This window comes from Paraburkholderia monticola (assembly GCF_001580545.1).
In the GTDB taxonomy this organism is placed as follows: Bacteria; Pseudomonadota; Gammaproteobacteria; order Burkholderiales; family Burkholderiaceae; genus Paraburkholderia; species Paraburkholderia monticola.
This window is the reverse complement of sequence record NZ_LRBG01000022.1, coordinates 358,066-373,855: the sequence shown is the minus strand read 5'-3', so window position 1 is coordinate 373,855 and position 15,790 is coordinate 358,066. Positions and strand designations below refer to the sequence as shown.

The 15,790-nt window shown below is 64.5% G+C and carries 16 protein-coding genes; 3 read left to right on the top strand and 13 right to left on the bottom strand.

What is annotated here, in order from left to right:
* Window positions 1–5: 5 nt before the first annotated feature.
* The gene (gene guaB, locus CI15_RS18525; protein ID WP_062129736.1) at window positions 6–1,466 is read right to left on the bottom strand and encodes an IMP dehydrogenase; all 1,461 of its coding nucleotides are present in this window, start codon (window positions 1,464–1,466) and stop codon (window positions 6–8) included.
* A 317-nt stretch (window positions 1,467–1,783) separates the two neighbouring features.
* On the opposite strand from guaB, the gene CI15_RS18520 reads away from it, so the two are divergent.
* Window positions 1,784–2,770: a DMT family transporter gene (locus CI15_RS18520; protein ID WP_062129735.1), complete on the top strand. Its 987-nt coding sequence runs from the start codon at window positions 1,784–1,786 to the stop codon at window positions 2,768–2,770.
* Window positions 2,771–2,827: 57 nt separating this feature from the next.
* On the opposite strand, the gene CI15_RS18515 is transcribed toward CI15_RS18520, so the two are convergent.
* Together CI15_RS18515 and CI15_RS18510 are read right to left on the bottom strand one after the other, a co-directional pair.
* Window positions 2,828–3,160, bottom strand: a complete 333-nt coding sequence (locus CI15_RS18515; RefSeq protein WP_062129734.1) for an RnfH family protein — start codon at window positions 3,158–3,160, stop codon at window positions 2,828–2,830.
* Window positions 3,157–3,594, bottom strand: a complete 438-nt coding sequence (locus tag CI15_RS18510) for a type II toxin-antitoxin system RatA family toxin (RefSeq protein ID WP_062129733.1) — start codon at window positions 3,592–3,594, stop codon at window positions 3,157–3,159. The genes CI15_RS18515 and CI15_RS18510 overlap by 4 nt, the downstream gene beginning before the upstream one ends.
* A 100-nt stretch (window positions 3,595–3,694) precedes the next feature.
* On the opposite strand from CI15_RS18510, the gene smpB reads away from it, so the two are divergent.
* Window positions 3,695–4,141 carry an SsrA-binding protein SmpB gene (smpB, locus tag CI15_RS18505; protein WP_013089686.1) on the top strand — a complete coding sequence of 149 codons (447 nt, stop codon included), beginning with the start codon at window positions 3,695–3,697 and terminating at the stop codon, window positions 4,139–4,141.
* A 124-nt stretch (window positions 4,142–4,265) separates the two neighbouring features.
* Here the strand turns inward: smpB and CI15_RS18500 are convergent, their stop codons facing one another.
* The 3 genes from CI15_RS18500 to ppsA all read right to left on the bottom strand — a co-directional run bounded on the left by CI15_RS18500 (window position 4,266) and on the right by ppsA (window position 8,287).
* Window positions 4,266–5,213 carry an SPFH domain-containing protein gene (locus CI15_RS18500; RefSeq protein WP_062129732.1) on the bottom strand — a complete coding sequence of 316 codons (948 nt, stop codon included), beginning with the start codon at window positions 5,211–5,213 and terminating at the stop codon, window positions 4,266–4,268.
* Between the two features lie 101 nt (window positions 5,214–5,314).
* Window positions 5,315–5,770 (bottom strand): NfeD family protein, encoded by a 456-nt coding sequence (locus tag CI15_RS18495; protein WP_062129731.1) that lies wholly within the window; start codon window positions 5,768–5,770, stop codon window positions 5,315–5,317.
* A 114-nt stretch (window positions 5,771–5,884) separates the two neighbouring features.
* The gene (gene ppsA / locus CI15_RS18490) at window positions 5,885–8,287 is read right to left on the bottom strand and encodes a phosphoenolpyruvate synthase (RefSeq protein WP_062129730.1); all 2,403 of its coding nucleotides are present in this window, start codon (window positions 8,285–8,287) and stop codon (window positions 5,885–5,887) included.
* Window positions 8,288–8,853: 566 nt separating this feature from the next.
* On the opposite strand from ppsA, the gene ppsR reads away from it, so the two are divergent.
* Window positions 8,854–9,669, top strand: a complete 816-nt coding sequence (ppsR, locus tag CI15_RS18485; protein WP_062129729.1) for a posphoenolpyruvate synthetase regulatory kinase/phosphorylase PpsR — start codon at window positions 8,854–8,856, stop codon at window positions 9,667–9,669.
* Between the two features lie 64 nt (window positions 9,670–9,733).
* On the opposite strand, the gene CI15_RS18480 is transcribed toward ppsR, so the two are convergent.
* The 7 genes from CI15_RS18480 to CI15_RS18450 form a co-directional block, all read right to left on the bottom strand.
* Window positions 9,734–10,522: a TrmH family RNA methyltransferase gene (locus CI15_RS18480; protein WP_062129728.1), complete on the bottom strand. Its 789-nt coding sequence runs from the start codon at window positions 10,520–10,522 to the stop codon at window positions 9,734–9,736.
* 93 nt (window positions 10,523–10,615) lie between these two features.
* A complete protein-coding gene (gene rnhB / locus CI15_RS18475; protein WP_062129727.1) occupies window positions 10,616–11,365 on the bottom strand; it encodes a ribonuclease HII in 750 nt (249 codons plus the stop codon).
* Complete coding sequence (gene lpxB / locus CI15_RS18470; RefSeq protein ID WP_062129726.1) at window positions 11,362–12,531, bottom strand: lipid-A-disaccharide synthase; 1,170 nt, start codon at window positions 12,529–12,531, stop codon at window positions 11,362–11,364. The genes rnhB and lpxB overlap by 4 nt, the downstream gene beginning before the upstream one ends.
* Before the next feature lie 3 nt (window positions 12,532–12,534).
* A complete protein-coding gene (gene lpxA, locus CI15_RS18465) occupies window positions 12,535–13,323 on the bottom strand; it encodes an acyl-ACP--UDP-N-acetylglucosamine O-acyltransferase (protein WP_062129725.1) in 789 nt (262 codons plus the stop codon).
* 100 nt (window positions 13,324–13,423) lie between these two features.
* Entirely contained in the window at window positions 13,424–13,888 is a 465-nt protein-coding gene (gene fabZ, locus CI15_RS18460; protein ID WP_006048683.1) for a 3-hydroxyacyl-ACP dehydratase FabZ, read from the bottom strand.
* Between the two features lie 185 nt (window positions 13,889–14,073).
* Window positions 14,074–15,186, bottom strand: coding sequence for a UDP-3-O-(3-hydroxymyristoyl)glucosamine N-acyltransferase (gene lpxD / locus CI15_RS18455; RefSeq protein ID WP_062129724.1), 1,113 nt, complete (start codon window positions 15,184–15,186; stop codon window positions 14,074–14,076).
* A gap of 74 nt (window positions 15,187–15,260) precedes the next feature.
* Window positions 15,261–15,782, bottom strand: a complete 522-nt coding sequence (locus CI15_RS18450; RefSeq protein ID WP_153041146.1) for an OmpH/Skp family outer membrane protein — start codon at window positions 15,780–15,782, stop codon at window positions 15,261–15,263.
* Between the last annotated feature and the right edge of the window lie 8 nt (window positions 15,783–15,790).

Below are 15,790 nucleotides of genomic sequence, written 5' to 3'. Positions count from 1 at the left end.
GGCGTTTAGTCCACGTGGTAGTTGGGCGCTTCCTTGGTGATCTGCACGTCATGCACGTGCGACTCGCGCAGGCCCGCGCCGGTGATCTGCACGAACTCGGCCTTCTCGTTCATTTCGGCGATGGTGCGGCAGCCGCAGTAGCCCATGCTCGCGCGCACGCCGCCGATCAGCTGGAACAGGATCGCGTTGACGGAGCCCTTGTAAGCGACGCGACCTTCGATGCCTTCCGGCACGAGCTTGTCGATGTTCGCCGAGTTGTCCTGGAAGTAGCGGTCCGCTGCGCCGTCCTTCATCGCGCCGACCGAGCCCATGCCGCGGTACGACTTGTACTGGCGACCCTGGAACAGGAACACTTCGCCCGGCGACTCTTCGGTGCCAGCGAACATGCTGCCCATCATGACCGCGCTCGCGCCGGCCGCCAGCGCCTTGCTGACGTCGCCCGAGAAGCGCACGCCGCCGTCGGCGACGACCGGCACGCCGGTTCCCTTCAGCGCTTCGGACACGTTGGAGATCGCGGTGACCTGCGGCACGCCGACACCCGCGACGATCCGCGTCGTGCAGATCGAGCCCGGGCCGATCCCGACCTTGACGCCGTCCGCGCCGTATTCGACGAGCGCCTTGGCGGCCGCGGCCGTTGCGATGTTGCCGCCGATCACCTCGACGTGCGGGAAGTTCTGCTTGACCCACTTGACGCGCTCGAGCACGCCCTTGCTGTGGCCATGCGCCGTATCGACGACGATCACGTCGACGCCCGCCTGCACGAGCAGTTCGACGCGCTCTTCGTTGTCCGCGCCGACGCCGACCGCCGCGCCCGCGCGCAGCTTGCCGTGCTCGTCCTTGCATGCGTCCGGGTGCTCGGTCTGCTTGGTGATGTCCTTGACGGTCATCAGGCCGCGCAGCTCGAAGGAGTCGTTGATGACCAGCACGCGCTCGAGGCGGTGGCTGTGCATCAGCGCCTTCGCTTCGGCGAGTGGCGTGCCTTCCTTGACGGTGACGAGGCGCTCGCGCGGGGTCATGATGTTGCGCACCGGCTCGTCCAGACGCTCTTCGAAGCGCAGGTCGCGGTTCGTCACGATGCCGACGAGTTGCGAGCCCTCGACGACCGGGAAGCCGGAAATGCCATGCTGGCGCGACAGCGCGATCACGTCGCGCACTTTCATTTGCGGCGGCACCGTGATCGGATCGCGCACGACGCCCGACTCGAACCGCTTGACCTTCGCGACTTCACGCGCCTGCTCGGCCGGCGTGAGGTTCTTGTGGATGATGCCGACGCCGCCCATTTGCGCCATGGCGATTGCCAGACGTGCTTCCGTGACCGTGTCCATCGCGGCGGACACGAGCGGCATATTGAGGGAAATGTTGCGGGTCAGCCGGGTCTTGAGGCTGGTGTCGCGCGGCAGAACATCGGAGAAGGCCGGGACGAGGAGCACGTCATCGAACGTGAGTGCTGTTTGGATCAGACGCATGGCAAATCCTATAGGCGCAAAAGCGAATTATACGCGATACCACCCCGGTTTTCACTGCGCGAACAGCAGCTTAGCGAATTTCGGACGATTTTTTACCGATCCGCCATGCGCCGATTTCGCTTGCCCGTTCGCGTCGGGTTCGATCGGGTTTCGTTTGCGCGTTCGCAGGCAAAAACGGAGGCGAACTGAAGCGGCGCCGCGGCGCGAGATCTGATCGGGCGGCCACCGAAGCGCCCGAATGCAGGATCGAACAAGACGCTGCGCCCGCAAAACAGCTATCCTGCCGGCCATTCCAGTTTATCCAGCAGGGGCAGTCGATGCAGCGCGGTGTCGTATATGGGGTCATGGCCGGAGCCTTATGGGGCATGGTGTTTCTGGTGCCGCGCGTGCTGCCCGACTTCTCGCCGCTGCTGCTCGTCGCCGGCCGCTACTCGATGTACGGTGTCGTGTCGCTCGCCGCGGCGCTGCCGATCGCGCGCTCGCTCGCCAAACGCCTGACCCGCGAGGATCTGATCGCGCTCGTTAAGCTCGCGCTGGCCGGCAACATCGTCTATTACCTGCTGCTCACGGCCGCCGTGCACCTGATCGGGATCGCGCCGGCTTCGCTGATCGTCGGCGTGCTGCCGGTCACGGTCACGCTGGTCGGCCGCCGCGATCACGGCGCGGTGCCGCTCGCGCGCCTCGCCTGGCCGCTCGCGACCGTGATGGCGGGCATCGTCTGCATCAATATCGACGTCTTCACGGTGACCGGCGCGACGCCGGTGAGCGTTGCGACGCGCCTCGTAGGCCTGGCTTGCGCGGTGGGCGCGCTCGTCTGCTGGACCTGGTTCGCGGTCGAAAACGCCCGCTACCTGCAGCGTCAGACGCACTTCACCGGTAACGAATGGTCGGTGCTGTGGGGCGTCGTGACGGGCGCGCTCGGCGGCGCGTTGTGGCTCGTGGTGGCGGTGCTGCCGTCGGGCGGCCCGCAGGGCGAGCTGGCCGACGCGCGCTGGCACACGTTCTGGCTGCTCAACCTCGTGCTCGCGATCGGCGCGTCATGGCTCGGCAACGGTCTGTGGAATGCCGCGTCGAAACGGCTGCCGCTGACGCTGTCCGGCCAGATGATCGTGTTCGAGACGCTGTTCGCGCTGCTCTACGCGTTCATCTACGACGAACGCCTGCCGCGCCCGCTAGAACTCGCGGCGATCCTGCTGCTGGTCGCGGGGGTCTGGTGGTCGGTGCGGCGGCATTCGGACGACGATTCGTCGGGTGCGGCGCGCATCGAAGGGATGGACGATAAGGCGCAGACCTCGGCGCCTTGATCTGAAAACGATGAGACACGGCAGGCGCGCGCAGCGTCGCCCGCCGCCCCGCGCCGCTTAGCGGGAATCCTTGTTCTGCCAGCGTCGCCCCTCGATTGACCCCGCCTTACGGGTCTTTTCAACGCGGCGTTGGCGCGATACCTTCGGATCCACCAGCAACGGCCGGTAGATCTCGACGCGATCGTGGTCGGCCAGCACCGTATCGAGCGGCTTGAGCTTGCCGAACACGCCCACTTTCTGCGTGTTCAGATCGATCGACGGGAAGCGCTGCAGAATCCCGCTTGCCTCGATGGCCTGCTGCAGCGTCGCGCCCGCGGGCAACTCGACCGTGAGCAGCGTCTGCGCGCCAGCGAGCGCATAGCAGACCTCGACGGTTAGCCGCGCGCTCATGCCTGACCATAGCGCTGATTGGCGCGCTTCACGAAAGATTCGACGAAGGTATTGGCGATGTGATTGAACACCGGCCCGATGATCTTCTCGAGCAGGATGCTGGTGAACTCGTAGTGCAGCGCGAATTCGATCTTGCATGCGTCGGCGCGCAGCGGCGTGAAGACCCAGAAACCGGTGAACTTGCGAAACGGGCCGTCGGCGAATTCCATGTCGATGCGCGTGGGGCGCTCCATCGAGTTGCGCGTAGCGAAATGCTGCTTGATGCCCTTGAAGTTGATATCGATCCGCGCCTCCATGCTGGTGTCGTCCCGGTGACGAATTTCGATGCCCCCGCACCACGGCAGGAAGTTGGGGTAATCGTCGACGTCAGTGACGAGGTCGAACATCTGCTCCGCCGAATGGCGAATCAACACGGTTTTCTGGACATCTGCCATAAATTGAACAGCGCGTGGCAAGGGTGGACGAGCGCCGCGGGCTTTCCTTGCCCCGCTTTGCTAAAATCGTGATTTTAAACGAGTTGGGCACTTTCCATTCATGAGCATTATCGACAACAGAAAGGCCTTCTACGACTATTCGGTCGAGGAGCGCTATGAGGCAGGCCTCGTGCTCGAAGGATGGGAGGTCAAGGCGTTGCGCGCCGGGCGCGGCCAGATCAAGGAAGGCTACGTGGTGATCCGCAACGGCGAGCTGTTCCTGATCGGCACGCACATCAGCCCGCTGCCCGAAGCGTCGACCCACATCCATCCCGATCCGGTGCGCACGCGCAAGCTGCTGTTGCACAGCGAGGAAATCAGCAAGCTGATCGGCAAAGTCGAGCAGCGCGGCTACACGCTCGTGCCGCTGAATTTCCACTACAAGAACGGCCGCGTCAAATGCGAGATCGGCCTCGCGAAGGGCAAGAAGATGCACGACAAGCGCGAGACCGAGAAGAAGCGCGACTGGGAGCGCGAGAAGGCGCGTTTGATGCGCTCGCCGACGTAAGCGCGATTCGTTGCCAGGTCATGGAAAAATGGCCCGCACATCGATGTGCGGGCCATTTGTTTTTGCATGTTGTGGTCAATGCGCGTTCAATGCACGCTGATGGCGCGCTGATCGCGTTGGCTCGTCAGCGCGAGTCGCTTCGCGACGGTTCCGCTGTCGGCCGGCCCTTGTTCACGATCGTCAGTGCCGATGCGATCATCGAGCTCATGTTCGACATGTCGCCGGGCACGATCAGCGTCGTGCCCTGCTTCGCGAGATTCGAGAACGCGCTCACGTACTGTTCGGCCACCTTCAGATTCACCGCGTCCATGCCACCGTTCAGCTGGATCGCCGCCGCGATCTTCTGGATCGCCTGCGCATTCGCCTCGGCGACGGCCAGAATCGCCGCGGCCTGCCCTTGCGCCTGGTTGATCGCCGCCTGACGCTCGCCCTCGGACTTCTGGATCGCCGCTTCGCGCCCGCCCGACGCGATATTGATCTGCTCCTGCTTGCGCCCCTCCGATGCCGCGATCAGCGCACGCTTCTCACGCTCGGCGGTGATCTGCGCCTGCATCGCGTGGAGGATTTCCTTCGGCGGCGTCAGATCCTTGATCTCGTAGCGCAGCACCTTGACGCCCCAGTTGGCCGCCGCCTCGTCGAGCGACGACACGATGCTGTGGTTGATGAAGTCACGCTCCTCGAACGTCTTATCGAGCTCCAGCTTGCCGATGACCGAGCGCAGCGTGGTCTGCGACAGCTGCGTGATCGCGAACACGAAGTTGCTCGATCCGTACGACGCCTTCATCGGATCGGTGACCTGGAAATACAGCACGCCGTCGACCTGCAACTGCGTATTGTCGCGCGTGATACAGACCTGGCTCGGCACCTCGAGCGGAATTTCCTTCAGCACGTGCTTGTACGCGATCCGGTCGACGAACGGAAACGCAAAGCTCAGACCGGGCGTCAGCGTCGCGTGATAACGGCCGAGCCGCTCGAGCACCCACGCATGCTGCTGCGGCACGATCTTGATGGTCTGCGCCGCGAGCACGATCACGACGATCAGCAGCACTGCCCCGACGATGGTTGAATCCATATCGCTACCCTCCGGTTCTGTTTCGAATTGTTGTGCGCAGGTAGGTCATGCCTGCGTGTTCAGCTTAAGTCTTTGTGCCTCGCCTTGCGGCGTCCGGATCGTCAGGTCGCGCTCGCGCGGGCCTTCGGCTGCCGGCTCGCGACGACGACGAGGCAACTGCCGCGCAATTCCCTGATCTCGTAGAGCTGCGCGTCTTCGGGTTCGCCCGGGACCAGTTCGACGTCCCATGCCGCGCCGCGATAGGTCGCGCGCGCTTTGCGCCCCTGCCAGGCCGGCACGGTCAGCGTCTGTCCGATATCCAGATTGACGTCCGGATTGCGCGACGCCTGCTCGCGCTTGCGGCGGCCAAAGCGCGAGCGTCGGAGCGCGACGACCGCCGCGAGCGCGACTAGCGCCGCCACCACGAATTGCAGGTCGGCCCCGGCGCCGGCAATGCGCGCAAGCGCAGCCGCCACGAAGCCTAACGCGATCATCAACAGATAGAAGGTGCCGCTCATCAGCTCCAGCACGACAAGCACACCCGCCCCGATCCACCAGAACAGTCCACCAGGCGCCACGTCCACCTCCACAAAGCAAAACACCCCGGATCTACCGGGGTGTTTATAGCACGAAGCGAACATGCATTTAACGCGTGGCGAATACCGCCTGCAAAGCAGGCGGCACCTCGCGCGTTACTGCTTCGCCTTCGCCAGTTGCTGCCACGTCTCGATGATCGTGTCGGGGTTCAGCGAGATCGACTTGATGCCCTCGTCCGTCAGCCATTGGGCGAAGTCCGGGTGATCCGAAGGCCCTTGACCGCAGATGCCGACGTACTTGTCGAGTCGCAGACAGGTCTCGATCGCGCGCTTCAGCATGAACTTGACCGCCGGGTCGCGCTCGTCGAAATCGACCGCGAGCAGTTCCATGCCCGAGTCGCGGTCGAGGCCGAGCGTCAGCTGCGTCAGGTCGTTCGAGCCGATCGAGAAACCGTCGAAGAACTGCAGGAATTCTTCGGCGAGGATCGCGTTCGACGGCACTTCGCACATCATGATCAGGCGCAGGCCCTTCTCGCCACGCTTCAGGCCGAACTTGCCGAGCAGCCCGACCACGCGCTCCGCCTGCTTCAGCGTACGCACGAACGGCACCATGATCTCGACGTTGTCGAGGCCCATCTCTTCACGCACCTTCTTCAGCGCGACGCATTCCATCTGGAACGCTTCGGCGAAGTCTTCGGCGATGTAGCGCGACGCGCCACGGAAGCCGAGCATCGGGTTTTCTTCGTCCGGCTCGTAACGCGAACCGCCGATCAGCTTCTTGTACTCGTTCGACTTGAAGTCCGACAGACGCACGATGACGGGCTTCGGATAGAACGCCGCCGCGATCGTCGCGATGCCTTCGGTCAGCTTGTCGACGTAGAACGCGCGCGGCGACGCATGACCGCGCGCGACGCTTTCGACCGCCTTCTTCAGGTCCTGATCGACGTTCGGGTACTCGAGGATCGCCTTCGGGTGCACGCCGATGTTGTTGTTGATGATGAACTCGAGACGCGCGAGACCCACACCGGCGTTCGGCAGTTGCGAGAAGTCGAACGCGAGCTGCGGATTGCCGACGTTCATCATGATCTTCACCGGAATCGGCGGCAGTTCGCCGCGCTGCACTTCAGTGACTTCGGTTTCGAGCAGGCCGTCGTAGATCTTGCCTTCGTCGCCTTCCGCGCACGACACGGTGACGAGCGCGCCATCCTTCAGTATGTCGGTCGCGTCGCCGCAGCCGACCACTGCCGGCACGCCCAGCTCACGCGCGATGATCGCCGCGTGGCAGGTCCGCCCGCCACGGTTCGTGACGATCGCCGACGCACGCTTCATGACCGGCTCCCAGTTCGGGTCGGTCATGTCGGCGACGAGCACATCGCCGGGCTGCACACGGTCCATTTCCGACGGATCGTGGATCACACGCACCGGACCCGCGCCGATCTTCTGACCGATTGCGCGACCGGTGGACAGCACGTTCGACTGGCCCTTCAGCTTGAAGCGCTGCTCGGCCTTGCCCCCGCCCTGGCTCTTCACCGTTTCCGGGCGCGCCTGCAGAATGAAGATCTTGCCGTCGCGGCCGTCCTTGCCCCACTCGATGTCCATCGGACGCTGGTAGTGCTTCTCGATGATGACCGCGTACTTCGCGAGCTCGATCACGTCTTCGTCGGTGATCGAGAAGCGGTTGCGCTGCTCGTGCGCGACGTCGACGGTCTTCACGCGGCCCGGCTCGCCCGGCTTCGTGAACTCCATCTTGATCAGCTTCGAGCCGATCGAGCGACGGATGATCGGGTACTTGCCTTGCGCAAGCGTGGTCTTGAAGACGTAGAACTCGTCCGGATTCACCGCGCCCTGCACGACGGTCTCGCCGAGGCCATAGCTCGACGTGATGAAGACGGCGTCCTTGAAGCCCGATTCGGTGTCCAGCGTGAACATCACGCCCGCGGCGCCGACGTCCGAGCGCACCATGCGCTGCACGCCCGCCGACAATGCGACTTCAGCGTGCGTGAAGCCCTTGTGGACGCGATACGAGATAGCGCGGTCGTTGTACAGCGACGCGAACACGTGCTTCATGCGATCGAGCACGTCTTCGACGCCGACCACGTTCAGATAGCTTTCCTGCTGACCGGCGAACGATGCATCGGGCAGGTCTTCCGCGGTCGCGGACGAACGCACGGCAAACGACAGCTCTTCGGGCGAGCTCTTTTGCAGCGTGTCGAACCCCGCGCGAATGTCGGCCTCGAGCTGCGGCTGCATCGGAGCGTCGACGATCCATTGACGGATCTCTTTGCCCGCTTCGGCGAGCGCCTTCACGTCGTCGACGTCGAGCGTTTCGAGACGTTTGGCGATGCGTTCGGTCAGATTGTTGTGCTGCAGGAAGTCACGGAATGCGAGCGCGGTGGTCGCGAAGCCGGTCGGCACGCGCACGCCGGCTTCGGCGAGCTGGCTGATCATCTCGCCCAGCGACGCGTTCTTGCCGCCGACGATTTCCACGTCGGTCATCCGCAACTGCTCAAACGGAACTACATACGCCTTGTCCTTTGCGACGGTAACTGCGTTAGTCATACAAGCCCCTAAGTGTGAAAGAAATTCACGGCTGTGCAAGTGGGCTTGAACACGGGCGGCCCATTGGAAGCTCGACCCCGTGTCTTGCACAACCTGTTAGATAAGCAATCGCCTTCACGATAGACATGCGCAGCAGGGGCGCGCCGGCCATGGGTGTGCCGAAAACCGCGGCGAAGAACGCGGAAGAACGGACTTACCGCTCGATCTCTTACGTTCAACGCATATTGACATCCGATAATGCGACGTTGAACGTTCGTTCGCGGCAAGTTAGCCGCCAATCGCCTGCAATTGCTTATCCAACAGGTTGCCGCTATTCTACCGTGCCGACTCCTGAAATGTGGCAGTCGGTGGAGAATTGCGCCTCGAATCGCGCCCCGACCCGGCCAGCAGGCTTTTGCGAGGCCGGCCGCGCGGGCGCGAGGCTGGCGCTCACGGCGCGCTGCGTCGACGCCGCCGTCTTCGGCTGACTGCCGGAGCGCGCGTCGGTCGCCGCGCGGTTTGATTCGAGCGCGTTTTGGCGCTCGCGCTTTCTGGCTCATTTGCCGTTCACGTTCACAGCCCCACTGATGCCGCCCACCGTATTCATCGTCTCAGACGGTACCGGGATTACTGCCGAAACCTTCGCGCATTCGATCCTCTCCCAGTTCGACCAGAAATTCCGCCTGGTTCGTGTGCCTTTCGTCGACTCGACCGAGAAGGCCTATGCGACGCTCGAGAAAATCAACGAAGCGGTCCTGCAGGACGGCCGTCGTCCGATCGTGTTCACCACGCTCGTCGATAGTTCGTCCAATCAGATCGTGAAGGATTCGAACGCGCTCGTGCTCGACATGTTCCAGACCTTCGTCGAGCCGCTCGAGCAGGAACTGGAGCTCAAATCGAGCCACGCGATGGGTCGCGGTCACCAGAACGCGGACACCGAGGAGTACAAGAACCGGATCGAGGCGATCAATTTCTCGCTCGCGCACGACGACGGTCAGTCGAACCGCAATCTCGCCGACGCCGACGTGATCCTCGTCGGCGTGTCGCGCAGCGGCAAGACGCCGACGAGCCTCTATCTGGCGATGCAGTACGGCGTGAAAGCAGCGAACTATCCGCTGATTCCCGAAGACTTCGAACGCAGCAAGCTGCCGACGCCTTTGCTCGGGCATCGACAGAAGATGTTCGGGCTGTCGATCGATCCGCAGCGGCTCTCGGAGATCCGCAACGAGCGCAGGCCGGGCAGCAAGTACGCGGCGCTGGAAAACTGCCGCTATGAGATCAACGAGGCCGAAGCGATGATGCGGCGCGAGGGGATCAAGTGGCTCTCGTCGACGCACAAGTCGATCGAGGAGATCGCGACGACGATCCTGCAGGAGATCAAGCTCGATCGACCGTCGTATTGAGTATTGAGGTGTAGTTGGGGCGTTGCGTTGCCTGACGAAGGCCCGCGCAACGCCAGGCGCGCGTCTACTTGTTACGCCCGCGCTGCTGCCGGCACTGCTCGAACACGCAGATCGCCGCCGCGGCCGCCACGTTCAGCGACTCCATGCCGCCCGGTTGCGGAATCGTCACACGCAACGACACGGCATCGCGCCACACCTGCGAGACGCCCGCCCCTTCGTTGCCGAACACCCATGCAAGCGGCTTGCCCAGGTCGCAGTCGTAGATCGCCTCGGCACCGTGCGAATCGGTGATGACGATCGGCACCGCGAGCCGTTCGATCAGCGCGCCCGCTTCGACATCTTCATGAATCTGCAGCAGGAAATGCGCGCCCATCCCCGAGCGCAGCACCTTCGACGACCACGCATACGCGGTGCCCGGCGCGCAGAACACATGCTCGATCCCCGCGGCCGCCGCGCTGCGCAGAATCGAACCCACGTTGCCCGCGTCCTGCACGCCGTCGAGTACGAGACAGTTCTGCGCGACGTGCTCGGGCAGCGGCGCATCGAGCTTCTCGACGAGAAGCAGAATCCCGACCCCATGCATGACATTCGACAACTGCCCGAACAACGCATCGGGCAGCGTGACGAGCCGATGCTCGTCGATGCGCGACACGATCGCCTGCGCCTCGTCATGACGCAGCGCGCCGTCGGTGACGACGCAAAGCTCCGGCTGACCGGCCACGTCGAGATACGCGCTCGCGAGATGGAAGCCCTCGAGCAGCGCATGGCCGCTGCGGCGCTGTTGATGCGTCGAGCCGGCTAGTGCCTTCAGGCGCTTGTAGAGCGGATTGTCCCGCGAGGTGATGGCTTTCACAGGCAGCGAAGGCGGTGAGAATGGAAAAGAAATGAGCGGCGAATCAATGGCGGTGGAGCGCGGCTTGCGCTTGAGGCGCTCCGATGGGCTCGCTCACGCGAAGCCGGCCTCGCCGAACGCGTCGCCGTCGAGCAGCAGTGCGTCAGCCACGAAAGCGGCGTCCGACGCGGGCAACTTCACGCCTGCGCCGAACCGCAGATGCGCTTCGCGCACCGGCGCGAACGAGCGCCGATGATGCTCGCACGGTCCATGCTCGCGCAACGCCGCGAGATGCTGCGGCGTGCCGTAACCGGCGTGCGCGTCGAAACCATACATCGGATACGCGTGATGCAGTTCGACCAGCATGCGGTCGCGCGTGACCTTGGCGAGAATCGACGCCGCCGAAATGCTCTTCACGAGCGCGTCGCCGCCGATCACCGCTTCGCTGCGGATGCTGAGCGTCGGGCAACGGTTGCCGTCGATCTTCACGAGCGTCGGCACGACCGCCAGGCCCTCGACCGCGCGTTTCATCGCGAGCATGGTGGCGTGCAGGATGTTCAGCGAATCGATTTCCTCGACCGTCGCCGAGGCGATGCAGTACGCGAGCGCACGCTCGACGATCTTGTCGTATAGCGCTTCACGCTTGTTCGCGGTGAGCACCTTCGAATCGTCGAGGCCGCGAATCATCGGCTTGGCCGGATCGAAAATCACCGCCGCCGCGACGACCGGGCCGGCCAGCGGCCCGCGCCCCGCTTCGTCGACACCGCAGACGATGTCGTCAGCGCTCTCGAAGTTTAGGCCGACCTGCGCGGCCACCCGAACGACGCCCGCGGTCTTGCGGCGCGGCGTGCGCGCGGCGGTCATGGCCGCCCCGCCCGCTGCTCGACGACGCTCGCCACGACCTCGGCCGCACGCTGCGCGGTGTTCTGCTTCAGCACGTGATGCATCTCCGTGAAGATTTCCGTCAGCGTGCGCCGGTTCGCTTCGTCGCGCAACTGTTTCAGGGTCGCCTCGGCGAGCGCCTGCGGCGTCGCGAAATGCTGCAGGATCTCCGGCACCACGAAACGGCCGGCCAGAATGTTCGGCAGGCCGACGTACGGCAGATAGCCCTGACGGCGCATGATCTGGCCGGTCAGCCAGGGCACCTTGTACGAGATCACCATCGGCTTTTTCAGCAGCGCGGCTTCGAGCGTGACGGTGCCGCTCTTCACGAGGACCGCGTCGGCGGCGGTCATCGCGAGCTGCGACTGGCCTTCGGTGATGGTCAGCGCGAGACCCGGATGCGCATCGACGAGCGGCCGCAACAACGCGCGCAACGCGGGCGTTGCCGCCGGCATCACGAAGCGCACGCCCGGCTCCTGGTGCTGCATCATCTCCATCGCCGCGAAGAACGTCGGGCCGATCAGATCGATCTCGGAGCGCCGGCTGCCCGGCAGCACCGCGATCACCGGTCCGTCTTCCGCGAGACCGAGCGCACGGCGCGCGCCGAGGGTGTCGGGTTCAAGCGGGATCTGGTCAGCGAGCGGATGTCCGACGTACGACGCCGCGACGCCCGCCTTTTCGAGCAGCGCGGTTTCGAACGGGAACACGCACAGCATGTGGTCGACCGCCTTGGCGATCTTCTTGATGCGCCCGCCGCGCCACGCCCAGATGGACGGACAGACGAAGTGCACGGTGGGGATGCCGGCATCGCGCAACGCGTGCTCGAGCCCGAAATTGAAATCGGGCGCGTCGACGCCGACGAACACCGAGGGCGGCTCGGCGAGCAGCTGACGCTTCAGCTCGTTACGGATACCGAGGATTTCAGGGATGTGCCGGAGTGCTTCGACATAGCCGCGCACCGTCAGCTTTTCCATCGGCCAGTGGGCGTCGAAGCCGGCGGCGATCATGCGCGGACCGCCGATGCCGTAGTACTGCGTGGCGGCCGGCAAGCGGCTGGCGAGGCCGTCGAGCAGCGACGCGGCGAGCAGGTCGCCGGACGGCTCGCCGGCCACCATCGCGACGCGCAGCGGACTGGGTTGCAACGTCATCGGTTAGCGGATGATGCCGCGCTGCGACGCTTCGACGAACGCGAGCAGCGTCTGCACGGGCGCGTCGCCGTCGCCGCCGGCCGAACCGAGTTCCTTCAGTTGCACCTTCGCTTCTTCGAGCGACAAGCCGTTCTTGTACAGCACGCGATACGCGGCGCGCAGCACCGAGATCGCATCCGCCGAGAAACCGCGGCGGCGCAGACCTTCGACGTTGATGCCATGCGGCTCCGCCTTGTTGCCCGCGGCGATCACGTAGGGCGGCACGTCCTGCACGAGCGCCGACGCGCCGCCGAGCATCGCATGCGCGCCGATGCGCACGAACTGATGCACGCCCGACATGCCGCCGATGATCGCGTAGTCGCCGATCGTCACGTGGCCGGCCATCTGCGCGTTGCTCGACAGGATCACGTTGCTGCCGACGTGGCAGTCGTGACCGATGTGCACGTAGGCCATGATCCAGTTGTCGTCGCCGAGCGTGGTGACGCCCGAGTCCTGCACCGTGCCGGTGTGGATCGTCGTGAACTCGCGGATCGTGTTGCGGTTGCCGATCACGAGCCGGGTCGGCTCGTCCCGGTACTTCATGTCCTGCGGACGACCGCCGACCGACGCGTAATGGCCGATGCGGTTGTCTTCGCCGAGCGTGGTGTAGCCTTCGATCACGCTGTGCGAGCCGACCGTGCTGCGCGCACCGATCGTCACGTGTGCGCCGATCACGGCATAAGGCCCGACTTCGACGGTTTCGTCGAGCTGCGCGCCCGCTTCGATGATCGCCGTGGGATGGATCCTGCTCATGCGTCCTCGCTTCTGATTCTGTTGCGTTGTCTGGATGGCCTGGCCGCCGGGCACACCGCGCGCGTGCCGTGCCGCGCCGCGAGCTGCCCGGACGTCGGCTTTACGCGTCTTTGTCCGTGTGGCGCACCGCGCACATCAGGTCGGCTTCCGCCGCAACGACGCCATCCACTTCGGCGCGCGCCTTGAACTTCCAGATGCCGCGCATGTGACGCTCGAACGTGCAGTTCAGGATCAGCTGATCGCCCGGCTCTACCACGCGCTTGAAGCGCGCGTTGTCAATGCCGACGAACAGGTACAGCGTATTCGACGGATCGCTCGGCTCTTCCGAGAACGTCAGTAGCGCCGCGGTTTGCGCGAGCGCTTCGAGGATCAGCACGCCTGGCATCACCGGCCGCGTCGGGAAATGTCCCTGGAAATACGGCTCATTGATCGACACGTTCTTCAACGCTTTGATGCTCTTGTGCGGTTCGAGTTCGAGCACCCGGTCGACCAGCAGGATCGGATAACGATGCGGCAGCAGCGTGAGAATCTTATGAATGTCGAGATTGATTTTTTCGGTGCTCATGGTGTTTCTGCTCACGCATTGACTGCGCGATGATGACTGCGGATGCTGGTGCAGGTGGGTTGAAAACGCGCGCGACCGGCGCCTCTCATGACCGGCGGCCGTGCCACCCGGTCACGGCCGCCGGCTTTGCTTCCTGATGCTCGACCGCCATTTTACGCGGTGCCGGCGGGCGGCCGTGATAACTGTCAGATCTTGTTGCCTGCGGGTTGACCCGCGGCGCCATCAGTGGCATTGCCGGCCTTGTCGGCCGTGGCGCTCTCCAGCGCCTTGATGCGATCGCGCAGCTTGTCGATGTTGCGCAGCAGCGCGGCGCTTTTGTTCCAGTCCGCGTGGTTCACGGCCGGGAACGCACTCGTGTACATGCCCGGCTTCAGCAGCGACTTCGACACGCCCGATTTCGCGGTGACGATCACGTAATCGGCGAGCGTCACGTGTCCGGCAATGCCGACCGCGCCGCCGATCATGCAATGACGGCCGATGGTCGTGCTGCCCGCGATGCCCGCGCAGCCCGCGATCACCGTGTAGGCGCCGACCTTGCAGTTGTGGCCGATCTGCACGAGGTTGTCGATCTTCACGCACTCCTCGATGATCGTGTCGGCCATCGCGCCGCGGTCGATCGTGGTATTCGCGCCGATTTCGACGTCGTTCGCGATCGACACGCCGCCGACCTGCGGAATCTTGACCCAGCTGCCGGTGCGCGCGTCGCCCTCGCCGACGAAGTCCGGCGCGAAGCCGAAACCGTCCGAGCCGATCACTGCGCCCGCGTGGACGATGACGCGCTCGCCGAGCTTGCAGCCGTGGTACACGGTCACGTTCGGGTACAGATGCGAATTCGCGCCGACCCGCGTGCCGCGGCCGATCACGACGTTGGCGTCGAGCCGCGCGTGCTCGCCGATCACCGCGCCCGCTTCCACGGTGACGCGCGGACCGATGACGGCGCTCGCGGCGACCTGCGCGGAAGGATCGATAGTTGCGCTCGGATGCACGCCGGGCACCGCCTTCGGCGCGGCGAGGTCAATGAAGGTTTGCGCGATGCGCGCGAAGTAAGCGTAGGGATTCGGCGTGACGATGAAGTTTCGACCTTCGCACGAAGCGAGCTTCGCGAGGTCGCCGGCATTGATCAGCACCGCGCCGGCACGGGTCGTTTCGACCTGCGACAGATACTTCGGATTGGCGAGGAACGCCAACTGGTCCGGGCCTGCCTGATCGAGCGGCGCGAGACTGCTCACGCGCTGCGACCCGTTACCGACTACCTCACCGCCGAACCGCTGGACGATGTCCTCGAGCGTAAATGCCATGCCTATCCTGTCTCCACCTGTTCAATCAATGCAAGGGCACGCGCCGACGCGCGCCGGGCGAGCGTGCGCCGCGCCTAGTTGCCCGATGCCGCCAGCGCCTTCAGCACCTGGTCGGTGATATCGATGCGCGGACTCACGTACACGGCTTCCTGCACGATCAGATCGTAGTGCTGCGTTTCGGCGATCTGCTTGATGACCTTGTTCGCGCGATCGAGCACCGCCGCGAGCTCCTCATTGCGGCGCTGGTTCAGATCTTCACGAAACTCGCGCTGCTTGCGCTGGAAGTCCGAGTCGAGCTGCGACAGGTCGCGCTGCTTCTGCGCGCGATCGGTCGCCGACATTGTCGCGCCGTTCTTGTCGAGCGCATCGGACATCGACTTGAGCTTTTGCGCCATATCGGCGAGATCCTTGTCCCGCTTCGCAAATTCGGCCTCGAGCTTCAGCTGCGCGGCTTTCGCCGCCGCCGATTCGCGCAGGATGCGGTCGGAATTCACCGCGGCGATCCTCGCCTCCTGCGCGTGCGCCACACCGACCCCGAGGGTCATTGCCAGCGCCAATGCGCACGCTACACGTTTCGAAAACATACCGGTTAGCAAAGTCATCC